This window comes from Massilia eburnea, assembly GCF_009720745.1.
Classification (GTDB): Bacteria; Pseudomonadota; Gammaproteobacteria; order Burkholderiales; family Burkholderiaceae_D; genus Rugamonas; species Rugamonas eburnea.
The window spans coordinates 73,508-99,913 of the sequence record NZ_WNKX01000009.1 but is presented as its reverse complement, the minus strand read 5'-3'; the positions used below and the strand labels follow the sequence as shown (position 1 = coordinate 99,913).

At 63.1% G+C, this 26,406-nt stretch carries 24 protein-coding genes and 1 riboswitch; of the genes, 10 read left to right on the top strand and 14 right to left on the bottom strand.

Annotated elements, in window-relative coordinates; translation table 11 throughout:
• The first annotated feature begins 54 nt into the window (after positions 1 to 54).
• Positions 55 to 1,017, top strand: coding sequence for a cyclase family protein (locus GM658_RS13875; protein WP_155454642.1), 963 nt, complete (start codon positions 55 to 57; stop codon positions 1,015 to 1,017).
• On the opposite strand, the gene GM658_RS13870 is transcribed toward GM658_RS13875, so the two are convergent.
• A complete protein-coding gene (locus GM658_RS13870; RefSeq protein ID WP_155454641.1) occupies positions 1,018 to 1,737 on the bottom strand; it encodes a sterol desaturase family protein in 720 nt (239 codons plus the stop codon).
• A 162-nt stretch (positions 1,738 to 1,899) separates the two neighbouring features.
• Between GM658_RS13870 and GM658_RS13865 the strand changes: the two genes are divergently transcribed.
• The gene (locus GM658_RS13865) at positions 1,900 to 2,475 is read left to right on the top strand and encodes a hypothetical protein (RefSeq protein WP_229416897.1); all 576 of its coding nucleotides are present in this window, start codon (positions 1,900 to 1,902) and stop codon (positions 2,473 to 2,475) included.
• Here GM658_RS13865 and GM658_RS13860 read toward each other — a convergent pair.
• The 3 genes from GM658_RS13860 to purM all read right to left on the bottom strand — a co-directional run bounded on the left by GM658_RS13860 (position 2,462) and on the right by purM (position 6,783).
• Positions 2,462 to 3,715, bottom strand: a complete 1,254-nt coding sequence (locus tag GM658_RS13860) for an MFS transporter (protein WP_155454640.1) — start codon at positions 3,713 to 3,715, stop codon at positions 2,462 to 2,464. The two genes, GM658_RS13865 and GM658_RS13860, sit on opposite strands and share 14 nt — an antisense overlap.
• Positions 3,715 to 5,544 carry an IucA/IucC family protein gene (locus GM658_RS13855; protein WP_155454639.1) on the bottom strand — a complete coding sequence of 610 codons (1,830 nt, stop codon included), beginning with the start codon at positions 5,542 to 5,544 and terminating at the stop codon, positions 3,715 to 3,717. The genes GM658_RS13860 and GM658_RS13855 overlap by 1 nt, the downstream gene beginning before the upstream one ends.
• Positions 5,545 to 5,739: 195 nt before the next feature.
• Positions 5,740 to 6,783: a phosphoribosylformylglycinamidine cyclo-ligase gene (purM, locus tag GM658_RS13850; RefSeq protein ID WP_155454638.1), complete on the bottom strand. Its 1,044-nt coding sequence runs from the start codon at positions 6,781 to 6,783 to the stop codon at positions 5,740 to 5,742.
• 130 nt (positions 6,784 to 6,913) lie between these two features.
• Here purM and GM658_RS13845 point away from each other — a divergent pair, with 130 nt between their 5' ends.
• The 7 genes from GM658_RS13845 to GM658_RS13815 all read left to right on the top strand — a co-directional run bounded on the left by GM658_RS13845 (position 6,914) and on the right by GM658_RS13815 (position 12,905).
• Positions 6,914 to 7,999 carry an AI-2E family transporter gene (locus GM658_RS13845; RefSeq protein ID WP_155454637.1) on the top strand — a complete coding sequence of 362 codons (1,086 nt, stop codon included), beginning with the start codon at positions 6,914 to 6,916 and terminating at the stop codon, positions 7,997 to 7,999.
• 51 nt (positions 8,000 to 8,050) lie between these two features.
• A complete protein-coding gene (gene hda, locus GM658_RS13840) occupies positions 8,051 to 8,719 on the top strand; it encodes a DnaA regulatory inactivator Hda (protein ID WP_155454636.1) in 669 nt (222 codons plus the stop codon).
• Complete coding sequence (locus GM658_RS13835) at positions 8,719 to 9,390, top strand: histidinol-phosphatase (protein WP_155454753.1); 672 nt, start codon at positions 8,719 to 8,721, stop codon at positions 9,388 to 9,390. Before hda ends, GM658_RS13835 begins: the two co-directional genes overlap by 1 nt.
• The gene (gene pcnB, locus GM658_RS13830) at positions 9,383 to 10,894 is read left to right on the top strand and encodes a polynucleotide adenylyltransferase PcnB (RefSeq protein WP_155454635.1); all 1,512 of its coding nucleotides are present in this window, start codon (positions 9,383 to 9,385) and stop codon (positions 10,892 to 10,894) included. The genes GM658_RS13835 and pcnB overlap by 8 nt, the downstream gene beginning before the upstream one ends.
• Positions 10,894 to 11,370: a 2-amino-4-hydroxy-6-hydroxymethyldihydropteridine diphosphokinase gene (folK, locus tag GM658_RS13825; protein ID WP_155454634.1), complete on the top strand. Its 477-nt coding sequence runs from the start codon at positions 10,894 to 10,896 to the stop codon at positions 11,368 to 11,370. Before pcnB ends, folK begins: the two co-directional genes overlap by 1 nt.
• Before the next feature lie 149 nt (positions 11,371 to 11,519).
• Positions 11,520 to 12,362: a 3-methyl-2-oxobutanoate hydroxymethyltransferase gene (panB, locus tag GM658_RS13820; RefSeq protein WP_155454633.1), complete on the top strand. Its 843-nt coding sequence runs from the start codon at positions 11,520 to 11,522 to the stop codon at positions 12,360 to 12,362.
• Between the two features lie 3 nt (positions 12,363 to 12,365).
• On the top strand, positions 12,366 to 12,905 hold the full coding sequence (locus GM658_RS13815; protein WP_155454632.1) for a UPF0149 family protein: 540 nt from the start codon (positions 12,366 to 12,368) through the stop codon (positions 12,903 to 12,905).
• 4 nt (positions 12,906 to 12,909) lie between these two features.
• Here GM658_RS13815 and GM658_RS13810 read toward each other — a convergent pair whose 3' ends face one another.
• The 4 genes from GM658_RS13810 to GM658_RS13795 are packed head-to-tail and all read right to left on the bottom strand — an operon-like array spanning position 12,910 to position 17,968.
• Positions 12,910 to 14,400: an aldehyde dehydrogenase gene (locus GM658_RS13810; RefSeq protein WP_155454631.1), complete on the bottom strand. Its 1,491-nt coding sequence runs from the start codon at positions 14,398 to 14,400 to the stop codon at positions 12,910 to 12,912.
• Positions 14,401 to 14,403: 3 nt separating this feature from the next.
• Entirely contained in the window at positions 14,404 to 15,786 is a 1,383-nt protein-coding gene (locus tag GM658_RS13805; protein WP_155454630.1) for an aspartate aminotransferase family protein, read from the bottom strand.
• Between the two features lie 10 nt (positions 15,787 to 15,796).
• The gene (locus tag GM658_RS13800) at positions 15,797 to 17,164 is read right to left on the bottom strand and encodes a glutamine synthetase family protein (protein ID WP_155454629.1); all 1,368 of its coding nucleotides are present in this window, start codon (positions 17,162 to 17,164) and stop codon (positions 15,797 to 15,799) included.
• A 48-nt stretch (positions 17,165 to 17,212) separates the two neighbouring features.
• Positions 17,213 to 17,968: a gamma-glutamyl-gamma-aminobutyrate hydrolase family protein gene (locus GM658_RS13795; RefSeq protein WP_155454628.1), complete on the bottom strand. Its 756-nt coding sequence runs from the start codon at positions 17,966 to 17,968 to the stop codon at positions 17,213 to 17,215.
• A gap of 114 nt (positions 17,969 to 18,082) precedes the next feature.
• On the opposite strand from GM658_RS13795, the gene gabD reads away from it, so the two are divergent.
• A complete protein-coding gene (gabD, locus tag GM658_RS13790) occupies positions 18,083 to 19,537 on the top strand; it encodes an NADP-dependent succinate-semialdehyde dehydrogenase (protein WP_155454627.1) in 1,455 nt (484 codons plus the stop codon).
• Here gabD and GM658_RS13785 read toward each other — a convergent pair.
• The 6 genes from GM658_RS13785 to nirD form a co-directional block, all read right to left on the bottom strand.
• Positions 19,534 to 20,121 carry a hypothetical protein gene (locus tag GM658_RS13785; protein WP_155454626.1) on the bottom strand — a complete coding sequence of 196 codons (588 nt, stop codon included), beginning with the start codon at positions 20,119 to 20,121 and terminating at the stop codon, positions 19,534 to 19,536. The two genes, gabD and GM658_RS13785, sit on opposite strands and share 4 nt — an antisense overlap.
• Before the next feature lie 55 nt (positions 20,122 to 20,176).
• A complete protein-coding gene (locus tag GM658_RS13780; RefSeq protein ID WP_155454625.1) occupies positions 20,177 to 20,488 on the bottom strand; it encodes a hypothetical protein in 312 nt (103 codons plus the stop codon).
• A gap of 41 nt (positions 20,489 to 20,529) precedes the next feature.
• Positions 20,530 to 20,634: riboswitch (SAM-I-IV-variant riboswitch) on the bottom strand.
• A gap of 98 nt (positions 20,635 to 20,732) precedes the next feature.
• On the bottom strand, positions 20,733 to 22,103 hold the full coding sequence (locus tag GM658_RS13775; protein WP_155454624.1) for a glutamine synthetase family protein: 1,371 nt from the start codon (positions 22,101 to 22,103) through the stop codon (positions 20,733 to 20,735).
• A 36-nt stretch (positions 22,104 to 22,139) separates the two neighbouring features.
• Positions 22,140 to 24,833, bottom strand: a complete 2,694-nt coding sequence (locus GM658_RS13770; RefSeq protein ID WP_155454623.1) for a nitrate reductase — start codon at positions 24,831 to 24,833, stop codon at positions 22,140 to 22,142.
• Positions 24,834 to 24,837: 4 nt separating this feature from the next.
• Complete coding sequence (locus GM658_RS13765; protein ID WP_211841863.1) at positions 24,838 to 26,052, bottom strand: NAD(P)/FAD-dependent oxidoreductase; 1,215 nt, start codon at positions 26,050 to 26,052, stop codon at positions 24,838 to 24,840.
• On the bottom strand, positions 26,049 to 26,399 hold the full coding sequence (nirD, locus tag GM658_RS13760; protein ID WP_155454621.1) for a nitrite reductase small subunit NirD: 351 nt from the start codon (positions 26,397 to 26,399) through the stop codon (positions 26,049 to 26,051). The genes GM658_RS13765 and nirD overlap by 4 nt, the downstream gene beginning before the upstream one ends.
• Between the last annotated feature and the right edge of the window lie 7 nt (positions 26,400 to 26,406).

Here is a 26,406-nt window from a genome sequence, read left to right as displayed (position 1 = left end):
ATCAGCATAATCAAATAAGCTGGCTTCACTGACATTTCTTACTAAGGAGCCAACATGAAACTCGCCAACGCTTTTGCCGCCCTGCTGCTGTCCGCCAACGCCATGGCCGCCGATCCGGGCACCAGCCCGTGGGGGCCGCAAGACGAAATCGGCCGCCTGAACCTGGTCACCCCGGCCTCCAGCGCGGCCATCCTGTCGCGCATCGGCGGCGGCCGTGCCTATGACCTGTCGGTGGACTATTTCGTCGGCATGCCAAGCTGGCAGGCGGCCGGCGATCCGCCTTACCTGATGTGGATGACTCATACCCCGCACGGCAACGAACTGTCGGACCCGATGGGGACGGGCAAGGCGATGAACCAGCACGTCAGCTATTCGGGCAGCGCCATTTCGATGTACTCGCACATGGGCACCCACATCGACGCGCTGAACCACTTCGGACTGAACGGCAAGATCTGGAACGGCTTCAAGGTCTCGGAGCATCTGGGCGACCGTGGCTGGAACGTGGCCGGCGCGGAAAAGCTGCCGCCGATCGTGGCGCGCGGGGTGCTGATCGACGTCGCGGCATCCAAAGGCGTGCCTATGCTGCCGGATAATTACCGCGTCACCGGCAAGGACCTGTCCGAAGCGCTGGCGCGCCAGAAGGTGTCGCTGCAAAAAGGCGACGTGGTGCTGATCCGCACGGGCCGCATGCAGCACTTTGAGAAAGCCCAGGCCTTCATGCAGAATCCTCCTGGCATGGGATTGGATGCCGCACGCTTCCTGGTGGAGCAGAATGGCGCGATGGTGGTGGGAGCGGATAACCTCAGCTTCGAAACCTTCCCTTCCGAGTCCAAGGACAACTACATCCCTGTGCACACCTACCTGCTGGCCGAGCACGGGGTGCCGATCATGGAGCTGGTCAACCTGGAAGATCTGGCGCGCGACAAGGTGTATGAGTTTGCCTTTATCGGCGCCTCGCTCAAATTGCGCGGTGCCGATGCGGCGCCAATGCGGCCTATCGCGCTGCCGCTGCGCTGATCAATCCTGGTGGACATCGCGGTAGGCCAGCATGTCCACCAGCCGCTCCTCCCTGCTGGCGTCGAAGCCGCAAGTCGATTCGAATTTTTCCGGGTTCTCGTAAGTGCCGAACAACATGTCCCACCACACGATGTCGCCGTAGTTGTTCTTGTGGCGGCCACGCTGGTGGTGGATACGGTGCATTTCCGGGCGCTGGAAGAACCAGCCAACCCAGCGCGGTGTCGTGACGCTGGTGTGATAGAAAAACTCACCGAGCGCCGTGCAGAGGGTGTAGACCGCGCCCGCTTGCGGCGACAGGCCAAGGAAAGTATAAACCAGCAGGCTGCCGATGATTGAGTTGACCACCATCTCACCGGGGTGCTTGTAGAAAGAGGTGATCACTTCGATGCGCTGCGGGCTGTGATGGATCTGGTGGAACAGCCGCCAAAGCAAGTCCGACTCGTGGCGCATGCGGTGCCACCAATAGAACACGAAGGTGGCGATGAAGTAGGCCAGCAGGCCGCCAGCGCTGGCGCCCATGTGGTCCGAAAGGTGGAGCAGCGAGGCTTGCGAAGCCCAACGCTCCCAGGTGAACCCGGCCAGCAGGACGACGCCGAGCTGCACGGCGTTGATGGCCAGTACGCGAACCGGCCAGGTGCGGACGCGCGGCAGTTTCCAGCCGGGGCGCAGGCGCTCGAGGACAAAACACACGGCGAATACGGCAAAAATTGTGGGCAGCATGGCGGGACCTCCTGTTCTTGTGTGGCGGATATCTTCGCGCCACGCCCGTGCGCAGGCCAAACAATATCGCCCTGGTATCGATTATCGATACTGGCCGCATATAGGGCAGGTTCTCGCCTGTTAGCGGCTTAGCATGACGCTTCTTTCAACAAGGAGACGAGCATGAAAAAGCTGATCGGGGCGCTGATGCTGGCGGCAAATGGCGTGGCTGGGACAGCGGGCGCCGCACCCGCTCCGGCCGACATCGAACGTGCGCGGCACGCGTTTGATTTCCTGCATGGCGATTGGTCGGTGCAGAACAGACGCCAGTCTGATTACGCCAATCCCGACAGCCCTTGGGAGACTTTCCGCGCCAGCAATCTTGTGCATGCGCTGCCAGCGGGCATTGGCAACTACGACGAGTATCGGCCGCTGGGCGGCTGGCGCCCGGGTTTTGTGGCGATGACGCTGCGCGTATTCGATCCCGTCACCGCTCGCTGGAGCATCTACTGGCTGACCAACCGCGACGGCGGCCTCGATCCTGCCACCGGCATGTTGCTGCCGCCGGTAGTGGGCCGCTTCGATGCCGACGGCGTGGGCCGCTTTGAAGGCGAGGAAGTCTATCAAGGCCGCCTCGCCCGCGTACGTTTCACCTGGACCCGCGTCAGCGAGCGCGAGGCCCGCTGGGAGCAGGCCTATTCCTGGGATGACGGCAGCAGCTGGCAAACCAACTGGATCATGGAGTTCACGCGGAAATAGGCTGTGCGGCAGCCTGGCCGCGCCACACACGCATGCCAAGTGCCGCAACCATGTACAGAGTGGCCACGCTCCAGAAGATATGCTCCAGTGGCAGCCATGCCATGGCCAGGCCGCCCGCTGCAGCGCCAAGCAGCGCGCCTGCCTTGGCGGCGCTGTTGCCGGCGCCCAGCACGCGCCCTTGCTGCGCGTCGCAGGTTTCCTGGGACAGCAGCCCGTAAAACACTGGCAGCAACGCGGCCATCGCAATGCCCCAGGCCAGTCGTACGGCCAGCACCAGCGCGATGCTGCGGCCGATTGCCTGCAGCGCGACGATGCCCGCGCACGCCCAGCATATCCACTCGATCCTTTGCAGCACCCACGCGCGCGGCTTGTCCCTGAATTGTTTCGCCCAGAACGGTGCGAACAGGCACAAGCCGGCGGCGGTCGCACCGTAGCACAGGCCCGTCAGCCATGGCGCTGCATGCAGGACCTGTTCGGCATACAGGCTGAAGAAACCTTGCGGCATCATCTTGCCCGCCTGTACCAGGACAATGCCCGCAAGAAGTCCGGCCACCACGCCGCGCAGCCCAGCGGCTTCGCCCAATGCGTCATTATTCACGGCAACGGACTGTGGCGCCAAGCCGCTCGAAGCGCGCGAAGCGGCTGGCGATGCAGCGCGGGATGAGAGGCCATCCAGATTGCCTTCCCGCCTTTCTGCGGGAAGTACGCGCGCGGCGCAGGCCGCACATGCCAGGCATATGGCGGCGGCAATGGCGTTGACTGCGGCAAAGCCGAAGGCGGAGTAGGCCAATCCACCGGCCAGCGGGCCAAGCATGGAGCCGAGCGCGGTAGCGACCTGCAGGCGCGCCATCAGGGCGCCGCGTTCGGCGCGCGCCACGATGCCGGCGCCGTAGGCTTGGGCGGCGGCGATGAAGCCAGCCAGCGCGCCTTGCAGCAGGCGCACTGCCAGCACCACAGTGGCGCTGCCGGCGAACGCCAGCCAGAGCTGGGTGGCGGCCAGCGCCAGCAAGGCGCGCAGCAGCATCGGCTTGTGGCCGACGCGGTCGCCAATGCGTCCCCACACTGGCGTGAACAGCATCGCCGTCACCAGCGGGCCAGCGTAAGCGACTGCGCTGGCGACTGCCAGTCCACCCGGGGCATCGCCGAGCGCGCGCAGTTGCAGCGGCCAGAATGGCCCGCTCATTTCCATCGCGCCCATCGACAGCAGCTGGATGGCGAATAGCCAGCGCAGCGCCGCCATCAGCGCAGCGCCTCGCGCAGCGGGTTCGGCATGCTGCCCAGAGCGTCGTCCGAGCTGTCGCTCAGGCGCATGCGCAGGAAGGACTTGGCGGGCCAGTCCCCTTCCAGCAGCGCGGCGCGTTCCTGCGCCCAGCGGGACGGATCGGCGTGGCCACGCAGGTCGTCGAAAGCGGTGGAGAGCTCGCGCGCGAAGATACACCAGAACAGGTCTTCGTCGCAGGCGTAGCTGCGTGCCAGCAGCAATGCCAGTTCAGAGACGTGGCAAAGCAGCACCGCGTGCAGCAGCTTGTCGCGCACGATGCCTGCGTCGTCGAACAGGGTATGGCCGGGACGATGTGCCTGCAATGTGTGGCCGCTGCGTTCCAGCGTCGGCCGGTGGATGCGGATATCGCCGAAGTCGCGCACCAGCAGTTGCGCGGGGCGGAAGTTCTGATCGAGCACGATGAAGCTGTTTTGCTGGTGCGCTTCGAACGCGACGCCGTACAGCAGATAGGCCGACAGCACGGCGCGCAGCGCAGTGGCCGCGTACTGGCGGAAGAATTCCTGTGCGCCGGCGGCATCATCGCTGCTGCACAGGGCGACCGCTTCGGTCATCAGTGGGCGGCCGCTGAACGGCGATTCCGCGAACAATGCGCCGACCGGGACGGCCATAGCGCCCGGCGCCACGCAAGCGGCGGGGTTGGCGCGGTATAGCGCAGCGAGGTGCCGGGCGCGGTCATCATCGTCGTCGAGCAGGTGAATGCCGCATTGCTCCGGCACGATAGCCAGGGAGCCGCCGAAGCCTCCTTCACTGGCGATGATGGCAGACAGCAGGCGCGAAACGCGCGGCCCCATCACAGCCGATTTGGGCGAGACGGTACGCTGCACGCTGGTGAGGCGCAACGAGACGGGAAGCTTCAAGTGCGGCAGCTGCGATGAGCCATACGGCACCACGGTGCGGAAAGACATGGTCGGCGTGGCCGGCATTTCGGCGTCGAGCAGCAGGAGGTCGCCGTCCGCGATCTCCTGCGCGAAGCGTTGCGGCAGCTGGCGGCTGGCCTGGTAGGGATGGAGCGGCAAAGGCAGCCAGCCTTCGTGCGGCAGTCCACGCGCCTGCATCGCGGCGAGCCAGGCTTGCCAGGCTTGCGGGTAGGTGCGCCCGAACCAGCTGCGATAGTCTTCGCCTTCCGCGGCGAAGGCCACATGGGCCTTGCTGGTGCGCAGGGCGGCCAGCGGCACGCGCAACTGGGCCTGGAATTCGGGCGACAGCGCCATCACTTCCGCAGCATCCAGCCCAAGCTTGGTCTTGTAGTTTGGGTGCCAGGGATGGCCAAGCGTGCCCCATTGCTCCAGCAGCAGCGGCGCATTGGCGTGACGGGAGGCACGCAGCGCAGCGAGGAAGTGCTGGTGGCGCTCGCGCAGGTTGGCGGACAGTTCATCCGCCCAGCCGCTGCGATAGGCCAGGCACAGCGCGTCGTTGGCGGTGCTGTTTTCCAGCTCGATGGAAAGGCGCTGCAGGTCCCCGGCGGCAGGAGGGCCGGGCAGCGAAGGCGCCACGCCTGCCAGCAACGCCGAGGGCGAGTCAAGAAGTTGCGGCGGGCGGCCCGGCTGCATCAGGGAGATGGCGCCATCCAGCTGCAGGTTGCCGATGCGGCCCAGGCGCAAGCCTTCAAAGCGCAACATGGCGCGCTGGCCCCACAGGGGCAGCCAGCTGGCGTGATGATCGTGGATCAAATGTCCCGGTTCCAGCAATTGTTCGCGGAACAGGGCTTGGAGAGTGCGCTGCAAACCACGCTGCCTGGCATTGTGCTGGGTAGGGTCAGCGGCGATCGGTTTCAGTCGCGCATTCATGGTTGGTCCTCTTGGTTAAGGGAACCGCATCCTAGCGTAAACGCGAATGATTCTCAATTGCGTTTCAATCGTGCTTGAGAAAAATCAAACCGGGCATGATTGCCAAATAAAAAACGGAGCCGCTGGGGCTCCGTTCTTCGAAAAAAGGGGTACGTCCCCTTTTTTTTCCGAAAAAGGGGACGTACCCCTTTTTCCTTATACGACGATGGTCTGGTGTTCGCCTTCCGCGCGGGCGCGGATCTTGCCGATGCGGGACACGGTCTCGCCGGCCGCGGTCAGCTGGGCTACGGCTGCGTCGGCGTTTTCTGCGGACACGATCACGGTCATGCCGATACCGCAGTTGAAGACGCGGTGCATTTCTGCGTCGGCTACGCCGCCATGCTGCTGCAGCCATTTGAACAGCGGTGGCATGGTCCAGGACTTGCCATCCAGTTCGGCGGTCAGGTTATCGGCCAGCACGCGCGGGATGTTTTCGACCAGGCCGCCGCCAGTGATGTGCACCAGGCCTTTGACTTCCATCGACTCCATCAGCGCCAGCAGCGGCTTGACGTAGATGCGGGTTGGCTCCATCAGCACGTCGGCCAGCTTGCGGCCGTGGAAGTCGGCTTCCAGGTCTGGCTTGGCCACTTCGATGATCTTGCGCACCAGGGAGTAACCGTTGGAGTGGGCGCCCGAGGAGGCCAGGCCCAGCACCACGTCGCCCGGCTGGATCTTGGAACCGTCGATCAGCTTGGATTTTTCAACCGCGCCGACTGCGAAGCCGGCCAGGTCGTATTCGCCGTCCGGGTACATGGATGGCATTTCTGCGGTTTCGCCGCCAATCAGCGCGCAGCCGGAGATTTCGCAACCCTTGGCGATGCCCTTGATTACGTCGGTGGCGGTAGCAACATTCAGCTTGCCGCAGGCGAAGTAGTCGAGGAAGAACAGCGGCTCGGCGCCCTGCACCAGGATGTCGTTCACGCTCATGGCCACCAGGTCGATGCCCACGGTGTCGTGGCGGTTCAGCTCAAACGCCAGTTTCAGCTTGGTGCCGACGCCGTCGGTACCGGAAACCAGCACCGGCTCCTTGTATTTCTTGCTGATCTCGAACAGCGCGCCGAAGCCGCCGATGCCGCCCATCACGCCTTCGCGCATGGTGCGCTTGGCGAATGGCTTGATCGCTTCAACTAGGGCGTCGCCGGCGTCGATATCGACACCTGCGTCACGGTAGGACAGGGAAACATTCGAAGGTTGGCTCATGGTGTTTAACGCAACAGGCGGTAGAATAGAAAGCGGTGGCCGTTTTTACGGCAAGTCCGCTATTTTAGCAGTTTTGACCCCGCTTTTTATTCCGTTAACCGCCTTTTTTCACCGCAAAAAGCCCTTCCCAATGCCCTTCCCACTCTCGGCAGATCAAAAACAAACGCTATTCTGGGTAGCGGTCTGGGCGGCATTTTTCTTCCTGCTCTGGGTCCTGGGACCGGTTTTAACGCCTTTCATGGCGGCGGCCATCATCGCCTATGCCTTGAATCCCGCGGTCGACAAGCTATGCCGCCTGCGCCTGTTCCGGCGCTGGGAGATGCCGCGCGCGCTGGCGGTGGCCATCGTCATCGTGCTGTTTGGGGCCGTGGCGTCGACTTTGCTGCTGATCGTGGTGCCTGTGCTGCAAAAGGAGATCCCGCTGCTGCAGGCGGCGATCCCCGCTTTCCTGGCCAAGCTGAATGACACCCTGAGTCCGCGCCTGCACCAGCTGGGCTTGGACTTCACGCTCGATGGCGCCACCATCAAGGCGCTGGCGGCGGAAAAAATGGCCGAAAGCGGCGACCAGATCTGGGCTGCAGTGCTCAATTCCGTGCGCACCGGCGGCAGCGCCGTCATTGGCTGGGTGGCTACGCTGGTGCTGATCCCGGTGGTGCTGTTCTACTTCCTGCTGGACTGGCATAAGCTGCTGGCGCATATCGCCGGCGCCGTGCCGCGCCGCTTTATCGAGCCCACCATGGCCATGGCCAGCGAGGCGGACCAGCTGCTGGCCCAGTACCTGCGCGGCCAGCTGCTGGTGATGCTGGTGTTGGCAATTTATTATTCCTCCGCCCTGACGGTCGCCGGTTTCGACGTGGCGCTGCCGGTCGGCATCCTGACCGGGGTGCTGGTGTTCATCCCTTACCTTGGCTTCGGCCTGGGGCTGCTGCTGGCGCTGATGGCGGCGGTGCTGCAATTCTCAGACTGGAGCGGGCTGGCGGCGGTGGCTGTCATCTACGGCGTGGGGCAGGTGCTGGAAGGTTTCTTCCTCACGCCACGCCTGGTGGGCGAGCGTATCGGCCTCGACCCGCTGGCCGTGATTTTCGCCCTGATGGCCTTCGGCCAGCTGTTCGGCTTCGTCGGCGTGCTGCTCGCTTTGCCCGCTTCCGCCCTCTTGATGGTGGGATTTAGGCATCTGCGCCGCCACTACCTGCGCAGCAGCTTTTATAATGCGTAGTGTGAAGATCGATTACGTTAGCAAAAAGTCCACAATACCGGGACAAGTCCAATGAAACAGCTGGTGCTTGACCTGGGTGCGGAGCCGGTGTGCACCCTCGAGTCTTTCGAGGTGGGCCGCAATGCGGAGGTGGCGGCGCTGATGCGCCAGTTCGCCGAACGCAGCTCCCGCGAGCATTTCGCCTACCTGTGGGGGGAAATTGGCGCAGGCAAGTCGCACCTGCTGAAGGCGCTCGCCTCGAGCGAACGCGCCCGCTATATTTCGCCGTTTTCGATCGAAACCGAGTTCCTGTATTCGCCGGACGTGGACCTGTACCTGCTGGACGACTGCGAAAAGCTGTCGCCGGTGGCCCAGATCGATGCCTTCGCCCTGTTCAACGAGATCCGCGCCAACAACGCCTTCATGGTGAGCGCGGGCTCGGTCGCCCCGGCCGTGCTGCCGGTGCGCGAGGATTTACGGACGCGCATGGGCTGGGGCCTGGTGTACCAGATCCATGGCCTGACCGACGACGAAAAGCTTGCAACGCTGACGCAAATGGCGGAAGCGCGCGGCTTGATCCTCTCGCCCGGTGTGCTACCTTACCTGCTGTCGCACTTCCAGCGCGACATGGTATCGCTGTCCTCGATGCTCGACTCGCTCGACCAGTATTCCCTGGAAACCAAACGCCCGATTACCCTGCCCCTGCTGCGCGAATGGCTGCAGGAGGAAGCGAAAGAATGATGAAACTCGCCCTGTTCGACCTTGACCATACGCTGCTGCCGATCGATTCCGATTTCGAGTGGGGCGAATTCCTGTGCCGCGTGGGCGCCGTCGATGCCGCGCAATTCAAGCGCCGCAACGAAGAATTCTTCGCCCAGTACCAGGCGGGCACCCTGGACCCGGTGGAATACCTGGAATTTTCGCTCGGAACCCTGGCTTCCTTCGAGCCTGAGCGCCTGGCCGAACTGCAGCAGCAGTACATGACCGAAGTGGTGATGCCGAATATCCGCCCTGCCGCGCGCGCGCTGCTGCAAAAGCATCTCGACGCGGGCGATCTGGTGGCGATCGTCACGGCGACCAACCACTTTGTGGTGGCGCCGATCGCCCAGGCCTTCGGCGTGGAGCACCTGATTGCCGCGATGCCGGAGCGCGATGCCGCCGGCCGCATCACCGGCAAGCTGCTCGGCACGCCGACCCAGGGCGAAGGCAAGATCGTGCACACCAAGGCCTGGCTGGAGAAATTGGGCCATTCGCTGGACAGCTTCGAAAGCGTCCACTTCTACAGCGATTCCCACAACGACCTGCCGCTGCTGTCGATCGTCAGCCATCCGATTGCGACCAACCCGAACGCCAAGCTGTCCGAACACGCGACCGCGCAAGGCTGGCCATCTATTCACCTGTTCAATGATTAAGAAATTCATCCGCAAGATCCTGGGCGTCAAGAACGCGCGTCCCAGCAACGAACCCGTTGTACTGGGCCCGAAGGAGCACGGCATTGATCCGCGCATGGTGTCCAATAACGCCATCCGCGTCACCAGCACGCTGCAGGAAGCGGGCTTTGAAGCCTTCGTGGTGGGCGGCGCCGTGCGCGACCTGCTGCTGGGGGTAAAGCCGAAAGACTTCGACGTCGCCACCAATGCCACGCCGGAGCAGGTCAAGCGCCTGTTCCGCCGCGCCTTCATCATCGGCCGCCGCTTCCAGATCGTGCACGTGATGTTTGGCCAGGACCTGCTGGAAGTGACCACCTTCCGCGGCACCGCCACCGACAATGCACCAAAGGACGAGCATGGCCGCGTGCTGCGCGATAACACCTTCGGCTCCCAGGCGGAAGACGCGGAACGGCGCGACTTCACCATCAACGCCATGTATTACAACCCTGCGACGCAGGAAGTGCTGGACTACCACGGCGGCATTGAAGACATCCGCGCCAAGACGCTGCGCATCATCGGCCAGCCGGAAGCGCGCTACCGCGAAGATCCGGTGCGCATGCTGCGCGTGGTGCGCTTTGCGGCCAAGCTGAATTTCTCCATCGAACGTTCGACTGCTGCACCGATCGGCGTGATGGCGCCGCTGATCGACAACGTGCCTGCGGCACGCGTGTTCGACGAAATGCTCAAGCTGCTGACCTCCGGCCAGGCCCTGGCCTGCCTGCAGCAGCTGCGCAAGGAAGGCTTGCACCATGGCCTGCTGCCAATGCTGGACGTGGTGCTGGAGCAGCCGATGGGCACCAAGTTCGTGACGCTGGCGCTGGACTCCACCGACAAGCGCGTCATGGCCGGCAAGACCGTGTCGCCGGGCTTCCTGTTCGCCTCCCTGCTGTGGCACCAGGTACTGGAGAAGTGGCAGGCTTACCAGGCTTCGGGCGAGTTCCCGATTCCTGCACTGCATATGGCGGCGGACGAAGTGCTGGAGTCGCAGACCGAGAAGCTGGCCATCCAGCGCAAGATCGGTTCCGACATGCGCGACATCTGGGCCATGCAGCCGCGCTTTGAGCGCCGCAACGGTAAGAATCCATACAAGCTGCTGGAGCATCTGCGCTTCCGCGCCGGCTACGACTTCCTGCTGCTGCGCTGCGCTTCCGGCGAGATCGACCGTGAACTGGGCGACTGGTGGACGGCGTTCTACGAGGGTGACGAGAGCATGCGCGCCGAGCTGGTGTCGGCCGCGTCGTCCGGCAGCGGCAAGAAGAAGAAACCCGCTCCGCGCCGCGGCCGCAAGGATGCCGACGCTGGCGCTGAAGGCGGCGCCGACCTGGCCGCCGCAAACCACGACGCCGATGAGGGCGACGAGGCCGACGATGACGATTTCCTGAATCCTCGTCCGGAAGGTGAAGCGCCGGCACGCAAGCGCCGCCGGCGTCCGCGCCGTGGCCGCCGCAGCGGCGGCGGTGGCAATGCGCCTGCCGGCGAAGCTTGATGGCGGTTACGGCCTATATCGGCATCGGCGCCAACCTGGGCGACGCGCGGGCCAATGTGCTCGATGCCTTCGAGCGCCTGCGCAAGCTGCCGGGCGTTACGCTGGAGGCGGTGTCTTCGCTGTATCGCACGGCGCCGATTGACTCCTCGGGCGACGATTACATCAATGCGGTTGCTCGCCTGAGCACCTCACTGCCGGCGCAGGCATTGCTGGAGGCCTTGTTCGCTATCGAACAGGCGCATGGCCGCGAGCGGCCTTACTTCAACGCGCCGCGCACTCTGGACCTGGATTTGCTGCTGTATGGCGATGAGCAGATTGCTACGGACACCTTGACCGTGCCGCATCCACGCATGCATCTGCGCGCGTTTGTGCTGATGCCGCTGCTGGAGCTGGCGCCGGAAGTGGTGCTTCCGGGCCTTAGCCGCGCGGCCGATTTCGCGCCGGCGGTTGCCGACCAAGGTATCATCCGCCTCTAACACTGTCTGCTCAACCGTTAGCAGCGAGATCATTCAGGGTCTGCCCCTTGGGTCTGACGGGACGGCCATCCGGCTGGTTTACCGGGTTTCAGATCACATCCTCTATTTTCCGCAGTTAGAATATCGTTTTCCGAATTTGAGGACATACCATGTCTGGCAACCTGCAAAACCCCTACCCGGCGCCCACCCGCGCCGTTCCAACCAAGGCAGTCACGATCCCATCGATCAACGCCCTGAAGGCAGCCGGCGATAAGATCACCATGCTGACCTGCTACGACGCCAGCTTCGCGTCCATGATGGACAGCTGCGGCGTGGAAGTGCTGCTGATCGGCGATTCCCTGGGCATGGTTTGCAACGGCCACCAGTCGACCCTGCCGGTCACCGTGCAGGAAGTCGCCTACCACACCGCTGCCGTCGCTCGCGGCGCCAAGAATGCGCTGATCCTGGCCGACATGCCCTTCGGCTCCTACGCCACGCCGGAATCGGCCTTCAACAACGCGGTGCAGCTGGTCCAGGCTGGCGCGCACATGGTGAAGATCGAGGGCGGCGCCTGGGTGGCTGAAACCGTGCGCTTCCTGGTCGAACGTTCGATCCCTGTCTGTGCGCACCTGGGCCTGACCCCGCAATCGGTGCACACCCTGGGCGGCTACAAGGTGCAAGGCAAGACGGTCGAAAGCGCGGAACTGCTGAAGCAGGACGCGCTGAAGCTGCAGGCGGCCGGCGCCGCGATGGTGGTGCTGGAAGCGATCCCTACCGCACTGGGCAAGGAAGTGACCGATATGCTGTCGATGCCCACCATCGGCATTGGGGCCGGTCCTGATTGCTCGGGCCAGGTGCTGGTCATGCACGATATGCTGGGTGTATTCCCAGGCCGTAAAGCGCGCTTCGTGAAGAACTTCATGGAGGGCCAGACTTCGATCCAGGCTGCGGTGTCGGCCTATGTCGATGCCGTCAAGGGCGGCACCTTCCCGGCGCTTGAACACTGCTTCTGAGGCATGAGTACTCCGCTCGACGACGACGAGTACGACCGCCTCGACGACCTGCTGGCCGAAATGGGCCCGCAGAGCATGGATGTCGCGAAGCTGGAAGGCTTCCTGACCGCGCTGGTGGTTGGCCCGGCCGAGGTGGCGCCGGAACGATGGCTGCCTGAAGTCTGGGGCGGCGCGCCCGGCAATGACGAAGCCGCAGCGCTGGCCATACGCCATCACGACTACATGCGCCTGTGGATGCAGAAAGATCCAGGCAGCTTTGAGCCAATTTACGAATGCGGTGGGACTTGGACGGCAGAGGCCTGGTGCGAAGGATTCACGGCCGGCGTAGCCCTCGCGGCAGAAGCCTGGGCGCCGCTGCGCGCCCAGCAGCCTGCCTTGCTGGTGCCGTTCCAGCCGCCGGTGAACGCCGCCAAGGTAACCCCGTCCGTCATCAAGATCAACGCCTTCTTCCACGCGCCGCAACCCAAGGTGGAAAAGGCTGGCCGAAACGATCCTTGTCCTTGCGGCAGCGGCAAGAAGTTCAAGAAGTGCTGCGGCGCTTGAGGGCCTAGACCTGGATCCAGGTCGTCTTCAACTCGGTATATTTGTCGAAGGCGTGCAGCGACTTGTCGCGGCCATTGCCTGACTGCTTGTAGCCGCCAAACGGCACCGTGATGTCGTCGCCATCGTACTGGTTGACGTGCACGGTGCCCGCTTTCAGCGCCCGCGAAGTGCGGATCGCCTTCGAGATGTCCGAAGTCCATACCGCCGCGTGCAGTCCGTATGGCGTGTCGTTTGCCTGCTTCACCGCTTCATCCATGTCAGTGAACGACAGTACCGAGAGCACCGGTCCGAAAATCTCTTCGCGCGCAATCTTCATGGTGTTCTGCACACCGTCGAACAGCGTAGGCTCCACATAGAAACCGCCGGTCTCCTTGCGCACGGCATTGCCACCGGCGAGCAGTTTGCCCCCTTCTTCCCGGCCGGAGTCGATATAGCCCATCACAGTCTTCATCTGGATGGAATCGACAATCGCGCCCATCACGGTTTTCTCGTCGAGCGGGTCGCCGGGCGCATAGTCCGGCACCATGGCCAGCGCCTTCTCCAGGAACTTGTCCTTGATCGATTCTTCGACAAACAGGCGCGATGGTGCGTTGCAGCTCTCGCCCTGGTTGAAGTAGATCGAACCCACGGCAGCGGCCACCGCCGCGTCGAGGTCGGGGCAATCGGCGCAGACGATATTGGCCGACTTGCCGCCCAGCTCCATCCATGCGCGCTTCAGGTTCGACTGCCCCGCCATCTGGATGATCTGCTTGCCGGTGCGGGTGGAACCGGTGAAACCGATGCAGTCGACGTCCATATGCAGGGCCAGCGCGGCGCCCGCCTCGTTGCCGTAGCCGGGCAGCACATTGAACACGCCCGCAGGAATACCCGCCTCGAACGCCAGCTCCGCCAGCCGCAGCGCGGACAGCGGCGACTTTTCGGAAGGCTTGAGTACGACGCTGTTGCCGGCTGCCAGCGCCGGCGCGATCTTCCAGGCTGCCATCAGCAGCGGATAATTCCACGGCACGATGGCCGCCACCACGCCGACCGGCTCGCGTGTAATCAGGGCCAGCGAATTGGCCGGCGTTGGTGCGATTTCTCCATACACCTTGTCGATCGCCTCGCCATACCAGCGGATGCAGTTGGCGGCCAGTGAAACATCGACCACCAGGCTGTATTTGATCGGCTTGCCCATATCCAGCGTTTCCAGCAGCGCCAATTCTTCCTTGTGCTGCATCATCAGGTCGGCGAACTTCTGCAGCACGCGCTTGCGCTGCGCCGGCGCCTGGCCCGCCCAGCGCCCGCCCTCGAAAGCGCGGCGCGCCATGGCCACAGCGTGGTCGACGTCAGCCGCATCACAGCGCGCCGTCTGCGACAGGTAACGGCCGTCGATGGGCGACAGGTTGTCGAACTTGCGTTCAGCGCGCGACCAGGTCCGCTCGCCATTGATGAAGGCGCGGCCGTCGAGGGTCAGCGCCTTGGCGCGGTCATGCCAGTTGATCGTTTCCTTCGCCATGGCTCACATCCATCCTCTCTGCTTCAGGTCTGCATAGGTATCGTCAAGGCAGCGCCGGATCAGGGCAACCATTTCGTCGATCTGCCCGCGCGTCATGATGAGCGGCGGTGCAATGATCATGCGGTCGCCAACGGCGCGCATGATCATGCCATTATTGAACATATAGCCCCGGCACACCATGCCAACTTCCAGCTTCGGATCGAAGTATTCGTGGCCGTGGATCGTTGGTCCCTTGCGCCGCACCAGGTTTAGGCCGGCAACGAAGCCGCAACTGTTCGCATAGCCCACCAGCGGATGATCGGACAGCGTGGCGAAGCGTTGCGCCAGGTATGGCCCGGTATCTTCGCGCACCCGCTGCACTATTTTTTCTTCCTCGAGGATGCGGATGGACTCGAGCGCGGCCGCGCAAGCCACCGGGTGCCCTGAATACGTGAAGCCATGAGCGAACTCGCCGCCCTGCCCGATCAACACCTCCGCCACCCGTTCACCAACCAGCACGCCGCCCAGCGGTATGTAGCCCGAAGTGACGCCCTTGGCGAAGGTGATCAGGTCCGGTTTGATGCCGAACAGCTCACTGGCAAACATCTGCCCTGTGCGGCCAAAGCCGGTGATGACCTCGTCGGCGATGATGAGGATGCCGTATTTGTCGCAGATGCGCTGGATCTCCGGCCAATAGGTGCTCGGCGGGATCACGACGCCGCCGGCGCCCTGGATTGGTTCGCCGATGAAGGCAGCCACCTTTTCCGGTCCGACGTCGAGGATCTTCTCTTCCAGCCACGATGCGGCCTCGATGCCGAATTCGTCTTCGCTCATGCCGCGCCCAGCTTCCAGGTAGTTCGGCTGGCGGATATGCACGATGCCCGGGATCGGCAAGCCGCCCTGCGCATGCATGCCCTCCATGCCGCCCAGCGAAGCGCCAGCCATGGTGCTGCCGTGGTAGGCGTTGAAGCGGCTGATGATGGTGTGACGCTGCGGCTGGCCTTTCAAGTCCCAATAGCGGCGCACCATGCGCACATTGGTGTCGTTCGCCTCCGAGCCGGACCCGGTGAAGAACACATGCTCGAAGCCCGGCGGTGCAATGCGCGCCAGCTTTTCGGCCAGCTTCACTGCCGGCACGTTGGTGGTGTTGAAGAAGCTGTTGTAGAACGGCAGCGTTTCCATCTGTTCGAACACCGCTTTGGAGATGCTGTGCCGGCCGTAGCCCAGGTTCACGCACCACAGGCCCGACATGCCGTCCAAAATCTTCTTGCCTTCGGAATCCCACAAGTAGATGCCCTCGCCGCGCACCATCACGCGCACGCCGCGCTCGCCGAGCGCCTTGTGATCGGTGAATGGATGCAGGTAATGCGCGTGGTCGCTCGCCTGCATTGTCTTGGTATCGTCCATGATCGCCTCCTCAAACGTGCAGCAGCAGGTGCTCACGCTCCCACGGGCTGATGACGGTCATGAACTCCTGGTGCTCCAGGTCCTTGATTGCGGCATACACGTCGATGAACCTTTCACCCAGCACGAAGCGCAGCTTGTCTTCGCTGCGCAGCACTTTCAGCGCCTCCGGCAACCCTTGCGGCAACTCGTACTTCATTTCGTAAGCGCTGCCGGTCGTGGGCGCGGTTGGCTCCAGCGCTTCAGTCATGCCAAGGTAGCCGCAAGCCAGTGTCACCGCCAGTGCAAGATAGGGATTGGCGTCGGCGCCGATGATGCGGTTTTCCACGCGCCTGTCCTGCACGCCCGATTCCGGCACACGGAAGCCGACGGTGCGATTGTCCATGCCCCACTGGATGTTGATCGGTGCGGCAGTATGGCGCACCAGGCGGCGATATGAATTCACATAAGGCGCGACTATCGCGAGGGCGCTCGGCATATAGCGCTGCAGGCCGCCGATATAGGCTTTGAACAGCTGCGATGGTGAACCATCCTTGTTGCTGAAGATGTTCCAGCCGTGTTGATCCACCACGCTCTGGTGGATGTGCATCGCCGATCCGGGCTCGCCCGCCATGGGCTTGGCCATGAAGGTGGCGTACATATGATGCTTCAACGCCGCTTCACGCAAGGTGCGCTTGAAGAAGAACACCTTGTCCGCCAAGCCCAGCGGCTCGCCGTGCAGGAAGTTGATCTCCATCTGGCCTGCGCCGATCTCGTGGATCAGTGTGTCGACGTCGAGGCCCATCATGTCGCAGTAGTCGTAGATGTCCTCGAACAGCGGGTCGAACTCGTTCACCGCATCGATGCTGTAGACCTGGCGGCTGGTTTCGGCACGGCCGCTGCGGCCGATGGGCGCCTTCAGCGGGAGGTCGGGATCGGAATTCTTGTCGGTCAGGTAGAACTCCAGTTCCGGCGCGACAATCGGGCACCAGCCCTTGTCTTCGTACAGCTTGAGCACGCGGCGCAGCACGGAGCGCGGCGCAAAATCAACCAGCCTGCCATCGCTGAAATAGCAGTCGTGGATCACTTGCGCAGTCGGGTCGGCGGCCCATGGCACCATGGTGATGGTAGTCGGGTCAGCCTTCAGGATCATATCGCGGTCAGTGCTGGAAATGGCGCGGTCGTAGGCGTCATCCTCAGTCGGGTAATTGCCGGTGACGGTCATGCCAAGCACCGCTTCAGGAATGCGCATGCCGCGCTCCTGGGTGAACTTTCCGCGCGGGAGAATTTTGCCGCGCGCGACGCCGGTCAGGTCGGGGACCAGGCATTCGATTTCGGTGACTCGCTTTTCATTGAGCCACTCGTCCATATCGGTATAACTGAAATTTTCGCGGATTGCCATAGCTTCCTCTCAGGTAGTTTAGAAACAGCACTACTGAAGGAAAGCTACCTAAGGGATGCGGTCCCTGTGCACGCGGCAGGCTAGTCCAAAGGCGCTGAACAAGCGCATGGAATCGTGGTTCTCTTCCACCCGCCATTCGGGGTGCCATTGCACGGCCAGTGCAAATGCGGCAGCCCCCGCGATGGAATAGGCTTCGACCAGGCCATCGTCGGAGCGTGCTTCAACGTGGAGTCCCGGCGCCAGCCGGTCGAGGCCTTGCCCATGCAAGGAGTTCACTTGTATCTCACTAGCACCATCAAGAATATGGGCCAGCAAACCGCCCTTTTCCAGTTGGACGCGGTGGGCCGCGGCGTATTGCTGCTCCAGCGATTGCGCCTTGTCTTCACGGTGGTCGAAGAAGCCGGGCACCGTATGCACCGCCTGGTGCAGCGTGCCGCCCAGGGCCACGTTCACTTCCTGGAAGCCGCGGCAAATGGCCAGCAGCGGAATACCGTGCTGCAGCGCGGCGCGGATCAAGGGCAAGGTGGTTGCATCGCGCGCCGGATCCTCCGGCAGCGATGGGTCGAGCGTTTCCTGGCCATACAGGCAGGCCTGCACATTGGAGGCAGCACCAGTGAGCATGATGCCGTCCGCAAGAGCGAGCAGGCTTTCAATATCGGTGTTGTCGCCCAGTGGAGGGACCAACAACGGCTGGCAGCGCGCTCCCACAGCTACCGCATCAACGTATTTGTTTTGTGCGGCGTAGCTGGGATGGGAGCCGGTTTTCTGGCTGCAGGCGGGGACCAGTACGATGGGGCGGCGCATTTTAGTTTTTTCGGTAACTATCAGTGTGCAGCTTGATCTTATTCCCAATTTGCGTAAGTGGCAACCGTGCAGCGCGATACCCGGTATACTGGATTTTTAGTTTGGAGGTGAATCATGCTGACCCTGAAAGATCCCAGCCTTCTGCGCCAACAGTGTTTTATCGCTGGCCAATGGTGCGATGCCGACGGGGGCGCAACGATCAGCGTCACCAATCCCGCCACTGGCGAAGTATTAGGCACCGTGCCGAAAATGGGCGCAGCAGAAACGCGCCGGGCCATCGAGGCAGCGAATGCCGCATGGCCTGAATGGCGCAAGAAGCCGGCCAAGACGCGCGCTGCCATTCTGCGCAAATGGAATGACCTCATCCTGGCGAATGCCGACGACCTGGCCGCGCTGATGACCGCCGAACAAGGCAAGCCGCTGGCTGAATCCAAAGGCGAAATCGCCTACGCTGCATCATTCATCGAATGGTTTGGCGAAGAAGCCAAGCGCGTTGCCGGCGAAACCCTGGCGTCGCCGTGGCCCGACAAACGCGTCGTCGTGACGCGCGAACCGATCGGCGTCTGCGCCGCCATCACGCCTTGGAACTTCCCTGCCGCGATGATCACGCGTAAAGCCGGTCCCGCATTGGCAGCAGGCTGCCCGATGGTGGTCAAGCCGGCGGAACTGACGCCTTTCTCCGCATTGGCGCTGGCCGTGCTGGCGGAACGCGCGGGCGTTCCGGCAGGCGTATTCAGCGTGATTACTGGCGCCTCGCGCGAAATCGGCGGTGAGATGACCTCCAATCCCGTCGTGCGCAAACTGAGTTTCACCGGCTCCACCGCAGTGGGCCGGCTGCTGATGGAGCAGTGCGCGCCGACGATCAAAAAGCTGTCGCTGGAACTGGGCGGCAATGCCCCCTTCATCGTTTTCGACGATGCCGACCTGGATGCAGCAGTGGAAGGCGCCATCGCATCCAAGTACCGCAACGCCGGCCAGACCTGCGTATGCGCCAACCGCATCTACGTGCAGGACGGCGTGTACGACAGCTTCGCATCCAGGCTGGTGGAAGCGGTGCGCAAGCTCAAAGTCGGCAACGGCGCCGATGACGGCGTCACGCAAGGCCCGCTGATCGAGGAGAAGGCTGTCGTCAAAGTGGAAGAGCACATCGCGGATGCACTCGGCAAAGGTGCGCAGCTGCTGTTAGGCGGCAAGCGCCATGAGCTCGGGCACAGCTTCTTCCAGCCTACGGTCCTGGCAAACGTGGATGCCGGCATGCTTGTCGCGCATGAAGAGACTTTCGGTCCACTCGCCCCACTGTTCCGGTTCAAGAGTGACGAGGAAGCAGTGGCACTGGCCAACGACACCGAGTTCGGCCTCGCGGCCTATTTCTACTCGCGCGATATCGGCCGCATCTGGCGCGTGGCGGAAGGACTGGAGAGCGGCATGGTTGGCGTGAACACTGGCCTGATTTCGACCGAGATCGCCCCATTCGGCGGCGTGAAGCAATCAGGTCTGGGCCGCGAAGGCTCGACACATGGTATCGAAGACTACCTGGTCATCAAATACATCTGCATGGGCGGTATCTAGAGATCCGCTTTCGTCAAGGCAGACGACCATGCGACGCACTGGAGGAGTTCTCGGAGGCCAGCTTCGGCCGCGGCACCCTGTTCCGCAGGTGAAGTGCTGCGCACCTTGAACGTTCCCTTTTCCAGGAACACAATCAGTAATTGAGAACTCAGCTTCTGCCGGAGTCCAGCGACAGTGTCTGCAAACTCAAACGTGATTAAAGACGCATCGTATTTCTTACCCTGCGATTCAAGAGTGATAGCGCGTCGATTCGCGACATATGCGTCTTGATGGGCATTCAATACCTCGGATTCTTCGGCCCGTAGCTGGACGGAAGTATCCTTCAGGCGCGGATAAAAGAATAGCGTCACCGCGTTTTGCAGCGTGCCGCCATAACTCTGATATGCAACTGAGTAGTCCGTCAGCGCTGGCGCATAGGCCCTGATTGTAGCGCGGCGATAACCGGCGCATTCCGCGGGAAATTTTTCCCACTGCGCGAAATCTGCAATTTCGGTGGGATACCTGGTCAATTCCTGGCCGGCCGCACCCAGTGAAACGGTGGCCAAGCCGAAACACACCACTAATGGGAAAAGACGTTTAAGCATTTGGAGCTTCGCATCCTGTCGATGGCTGGGCAAATTGGCAATATATCATGGTGAATCAATTGCCAAAATGGACCATGTGTTCGACGTGCACCTTGATCTCGCCATTCAGGCTGGCGAATTCCTTGCGCAATTCGCGCGCCGATTCGTCGCCGATGCCTTCAACGGTAATACAGTGGTCGTAATGGCCGCCACGGCGCGAGATCACCCATTTTTCGATCGTCGCGTTTGAGTTTTTCAGGATCGAATCAAGCTGGCCGGCGACAGGCTCATTTGCGCCCAGCGAGAGATGGAAGGTGTGCGTGAGGCGGAACTGGTCGCGCCATGCGCTGAGGTCTTGGGCTGGGGTGTAGGACGCTTGAATGCTCATGGTTTTCTCCTGAACTCTTGGCTCGATTCGGAGCAATCCATGTGCGCCCGCTTCGTTGCCGTTAATAGGCCGCATCGCCGTGATGGCTTCCACCTTGCCCGGGTAGGCAGGTTGGCGTCGGATAAAACCGACTCTTGATGCAATTTATTCAAGATACCGGCTTGCTGAACAAGTCCGATATACAGAACAGTACGTTCAATATAACGGAAATTTTTTAAGCACGCAACAGGCCCGTAATTTGATATCAGACATGCAACAGCAGGTGCTCGCGTTCCCAAGGGCTGATGACGCGCATGAATTCCTGGTGTTCGAGGTCTTTCACGGCGGCGTAGACGTCGATGAAGCGTTCGCCCAGCACTTGGTGCAGTTTTTCTTCGGAGCGTAGCGCGCGCAGAGCTTCGGGCAGGCCTTGCGGCAGCTCGTAAGCCATGTCGTAGGCGCTGCCTGCCGTGGGGTCGGTGGGTTCGACCTGTTCTGTCATGCCGAGGTAGCCGCAGGCCAGGGTCACCGCTAAAGCGAGGTAGGGATTGGCGTCGGCGCCGATGATGCGGTTCTCCACGCGGCGGTCCTGCACACCCGATTCCGGTACACGGAAGCCGACGGTGCGGTTGTCCATGCCCCACTGGACATTGATCGGCGCAGCCGTGTGCCGTACCAGCCGGCGGTAGGAATTCACATAGGGCGCGGCGATCGCCAGCGCAGCAGGCATGAAGCGCTGCAGTCCGCCGATGTAGTACTTGAACAGCTGCGACGGGGCGCCGTCTTCATCGCTGAAGATGTTCTTCCGCGTGCGGCAATCGAGCACGCTCTGGTGCACGTGCATCGCGGAGCCGGGTTCGCCGGCCATGGGCTTGGCCATGAAGGTGGCGTACATGTGGTGCTTGATGGCTGCTTCGCGCAAGGTGCGCTTGAAATAGAAAACATTGTCGGCGAGTCCCAGCGGCTCGCCGTGCAGGAAGTTGATCTCCATCTGCCCGGCGCCGATCTCGTGGATCAGTGTGTCGACGTCGAGGCCCATGATGTCGCAGTAGTCGTAGATGTCCTCGAACAGCGGATCGAACTCGTTGACGGCGTCGATGCTGTAGACCTGGCGGCTGGTTTCGGCGCGGCCGCTGCGGCCGATGGGCGCCTTCAGCGGCAAGTCCGGATCGGAGTTCTTGTCGGTCAGGTAGAACTCCAGTTCCGGCGCGACAATCGGGCACCAGCCCTTGTCTTCGTACAGCTTGAGCACGCGGCGCAGCACGGAGCGCGGCGCAAAATCAACCAGCCTGCCATCGCTGAAATAGCAGTCGTGGATCACTTGCGCGGTCGGGTCGGCGGCCCATGGCACCATGGTGATGGTGGTGGGGTCAGCCTTCAGGATCATGTCGCGGTCGGTGGGAGAGATGGCGCGGTCGTAGGCGGCATCGTCCTGAGGGGAGTTGCCGGTAACCGTCATGCCGAGTACCGCTTCCGGGATGCGCATGCCCCGTTCGTCGGTAAATTTCGCCCTCGGCACGATCTTGCCGCGCGCGACGCCGGTCAGGTCCGGCACCAGACATTCCACTTCGGTGACTCGTTTTTCGTTGAGCCACTCATCCATGTCCGTGTAGGTAAAGTTGTCACGGATGCTCATGATGCGCTCCCATGACAACTCTACCACAGGCAGGTTTTACGCGATTTCCTCCACACGCACTTCGCTCAGCAGTTTCTTCAGCTCCGGTACGCAAGAGCCGCAATTGCCGCCGGCTTTCACGCAGGCTGTGATCTGTGCCGGCGTGGTCAGGTTCTGCTCGCGGATCGCATTGCAGATAGTGTTGCGGCCTACGCCAAAGCAGGAGCAGACCGTCGGGCCGGTGTCGGCGCCTGCCGCGATCGGACGCCCCGCCAGCAGGGCTGCCCGGTCGGCGATCTCCAGCAGCGGCTTGTCGAACAGGCTGGCCAGCCATTGGCGCGTAGGCAGATCGGGACGCGCCGAGATGAAGATGCACTGTGCAATGCGGTCGTCGACCAGGTGCACGGCACGGAAGACGCCAGAAGTGCGGTCGGAGTACTCGAGCCAGTCGGCGTCGTCGTCCTCAATGCCGAGCAGCTGGCGCGCCCATTGTCCGAAGTCGCTGATGGCGTTGCGGCCAGCCAGCTCGTAGCGCTGGAAATCCTTGCCTTGCACCTTGGTCCAGTAGGCGAGCGCATCCAGCTGCAGTGCGCCGCGGCTGAGGATGAAACCGTGCCATTTGACCGGGAAGCGGTCGACGATCACCGGCGTGTGCTTGAATTCCGGTTCGCCGGAGACTGGATCGACCACCGGGTTCACCACGGCGCCAACACGGGCATCCGATGCGGTCTGGTTATTCCAGTGAATCGGCACGAAGGCGCTGCCGCGAGCGATGCCGCCGCCATGCTGCACGCGGGCGATCACGCTGCCCCATTGGCTTGTCACGCGCGCCAGCTCGCCTTCCTTGACACCGCACAGCAGGGCATCTTGCGGGTGCATGTCGATGAAGGATTCCGGCACGTGGTCGGCCAGCTTGGGTGCGCGGCCGGTACGGGTCATGGTATGCCAGTGGTCGCGTACGCGGCCCGTGTTGAGGGTGATCGGGTATTCCACGTCCGGCAGGTTGGCTGGAGAGCGCGGCACGGTGGCCACGAAACGCGCGCGGCCATCGGCGTGTGAGAAGCGGCCGTCGGCGAAGGGATGGCCAGCACCATGCGCCGCAACGCCGGCTGCGGACGCCGGGGCCGGCCATTGCGTCGGCAGCAGCGCGTCATAGGCGGATTCGCCGAGCGTGGCCAGGGCGCCGATGTCAAAGGCGCGCGGCAATTCGGCGGGGCCGTTGCGGAAGGCGCTCAGGCGGGCGTGTTCGGTGAAGATTTCGGCGGCGCTGGAATAGCCAAAGCCGTCGTAGCCCATGCGCAGCGCGAACTGCGACAGGATCAGCCAATCGGCCCTCGCCTCGCCCGGCGCCGGCAGGAAGGGGCGCTGGCGCGAGATGCGGCGCTCGGAGTTGGTGACCGTGCCATCCTTCTCGCCCCATGCCAGGGCCGGCAGCAAAACGTCGGCATAGGCATTGGTGTCGGTGTCGCGCACGACATCGGAGACGACCACCAGCTCGCAGCGCTCCAGCGCGCGGCGCACCTGGTCGGCGTTCGGCAGGCTGACAACCGGGTTGGTGGCGATCACCCACACCGCTTTCACCTTGCCGGCTTCGATTGCCTCGAACAGGTCGACCGCCTTCAAGCCCGGTCGCGATGCGATGCGCGGCGATTCCCAGAACGTTTGCACGGCATCGCGATGGGCAGCGTTATCCAGGTCCAGGTGCGCAGCGAGCATGTTCGCCAGCCCGCCCACTTCGCGGCCGCCCATGGCGTTCGGCTGGCCGGTGATCGAGAACGGGCCCATGCCCTGCTTGCCGATGCGACCGCCGATCAGGTGGCAGTTGATGATGCTGTTCACCTTGTCCGTGCCTGCGCTGGACTGGTTCACACCCATCGAGAAGCCGGTGATCACTTTCGCGGTAGCGGCGAAGGATTCGTAGAACTCCATCAGGTCCTGCAGGTTCAGGCGGCAGGCGCGCGCCACCTCTTCCGGCGTCAGCGTGGCGGCGGCCAGCGCGTCCTCCAGGCCATTGGTGTGGGCGGCAACGAATGCGGCGTCGACGGCGCCAATGCGGGACAGGTAGGCCAGCAGGCCGTTGAACAGCCAGACGTCGGTGCCCGGCTTGATCGGCAGGTGCAGGTCGGCCAGTTCGCAGGTAGCGGTGCGGCGCGGATCGATCACCACGATCTTCATGCCGGGACGCGCTTCCTTCGCCCGCGTCAGGCGCTGGAACAGGATCGGGTGGCACCAGGCCAGGTTGGAGCCGACCAGGACGACCATGTCGGCATGGTCGATGTCCTCGTAATTGACCGGCACCACGTCTTCGCCGAAGGCGCGTTTGTGGCCGGCCACGGCGGACGACATGCACAGGCGCGAGTTGGTGTCGATGTTGGCGCTGCCGATATAACCTTTGACCAGCTTGTTGGCGACGTAATAGTCTTCGGTCAGCAACTGCCCGGAGACATAGAAGGCCACGGCATCCGGGCCGTGCTCGTCGATGATGGCGCGCCATTTGTCCGCCACGTGGTCGAGCGCCTCCCCCCATGCCACGCGCTGCAGCGAGCCATCGCCGCCGCGCTCGCGCATCATCGGATACAGCAGGCGTCCTTCAAGGCCGATCGTCTCGCCGAGAGCCGAGCCCTTCACGCACAAGCGCCCCTGGTTGGCGGGATGCGCGGCGTCGCCGGCAATATCAAACCCGCCATCGCCACGCGGCGTCGCTGTGACACCGCAACCCACACCACAATAGGCGCACGTCGTCTTAATCATGTTCTCACGCAGCCTGCGCGCAAAGCGCCTGCCCAAACAAAAGATGGTTGCGCATCGACGAGATGTCGGTGCGGTTCTGGATCAGGTCGAAGTACCACGGCCCGTCCTGCACGTCGCCATACAGCACGGCGCCGGTGACCCGGCCGCCGTCGAGCACCAGGCGCTTGTAGACGCCGCGGCGCGGATCGCGCAGCACCAGGTCTTCGCTGCCTTCGCCACCGATAAAGTCGCCGACCGAGTACAGGTCTACTCCGGTTACCTTGAGGCGGGTCGGGGTGGCTTGCTGCACGTAGCGGCGGTGCCCTGCGCCTGCCAGGTGGGCGGCGCAGACACGCGCCTGCTCCCAGATCGGCGCCACCAGGCCGAAGGTGGCGCGGCGGTGCTGCACACATTCGCCGACCGCGTAGATGCGCGGATCGAAACTTTGCAGGGTGTCGTCCACCACGATGGCGCGCTCGCAATGCAGGCCGCTGCGGCGGGCCAGTTCGATATTGGGGCGCACGCCGGCGGTCATCACCACCAGGTCGGCGGGAATCTCGCTGCCGTCGGCAAAGCGCACGGCGCTCACGCGGTCGGTGCCGACGATCTCGCTGGTCTGCGCTTCCATGCGGAACACCAGGCCCTTGGCTTCCAGCGCCTTTTGCAGCAGCTGCGCCGCCGGCTTGTCGAGCTGCTGGTTCATCAGCGAGTCCGTCACGTGCACCACGGTGACGTGCATGCCCTGGCGCTGCAGGCCGTTGGCTGCTTCCAGGCCAAGCAGGCCGCCGCCGATCACCACCGCGTGGCGATGGTTGCGTGCCGCTTCCAGCATCGATTCAACGTCCTGGATATCGCGGAAAGCCAGCACGCCCGGCAGCTGGTGGCCCGGTACCGGAATGATGAAGGGACGCGAGCCGGTGGCGATCAGCAGGCGGTCATAGCGCACTTCCAGGCCGGAACGGGCGCGCACCAGGCGGCGCTTGCGGTCGATGTACTCGACCGGGTCGCCCGCATGCAGGGTGATGCGGTTCTGCTCATACCACTCGCGCGTGTTGAGCATGATGTCGTCGACCGTCTTCTCGCCCGCCAGCACCGGCGACAACAGGATGCGGTTGTAGTTGCCGTGCGGCTCGGCGCCGAAAACGGTGATGTCGTACATGTCACGATCGAGCTTGAGCAGCTCCTCGACCGTGCGCATGCCGGCCATGCCGTTGCCGATGACGACCAGGGCGGGCTTCATGCCCCGACCCAGACCTTTCCGCCTTCGATGCGCGCGGGCCAGGTTGGCACGGAATGTTCCGGCGCTTCCAGGCATTCGCCGGTTTGCAGGTCGAAATGGTGCTTGTAGATGGGCGAGGCGACCACCAGGCGTTCGCCCAGGTTGCCGACCAGGCCGCGCGACAGCACGGACGCTTCCGCATTCGGATCGTAATTACCAATCGCGAAGACGCGGCTTTCCGCGCCGTCGTTCATGCGGAACACAGCGACCTGCTGGCCTTGCAGCAGGGCGCAGACGCCGGTGTTGGGGACGATTTCTTCGACGCCGCAAACGGCGGTCCAGGCGGAGGCTTGGGTATCACGGTGCATGGTCTCT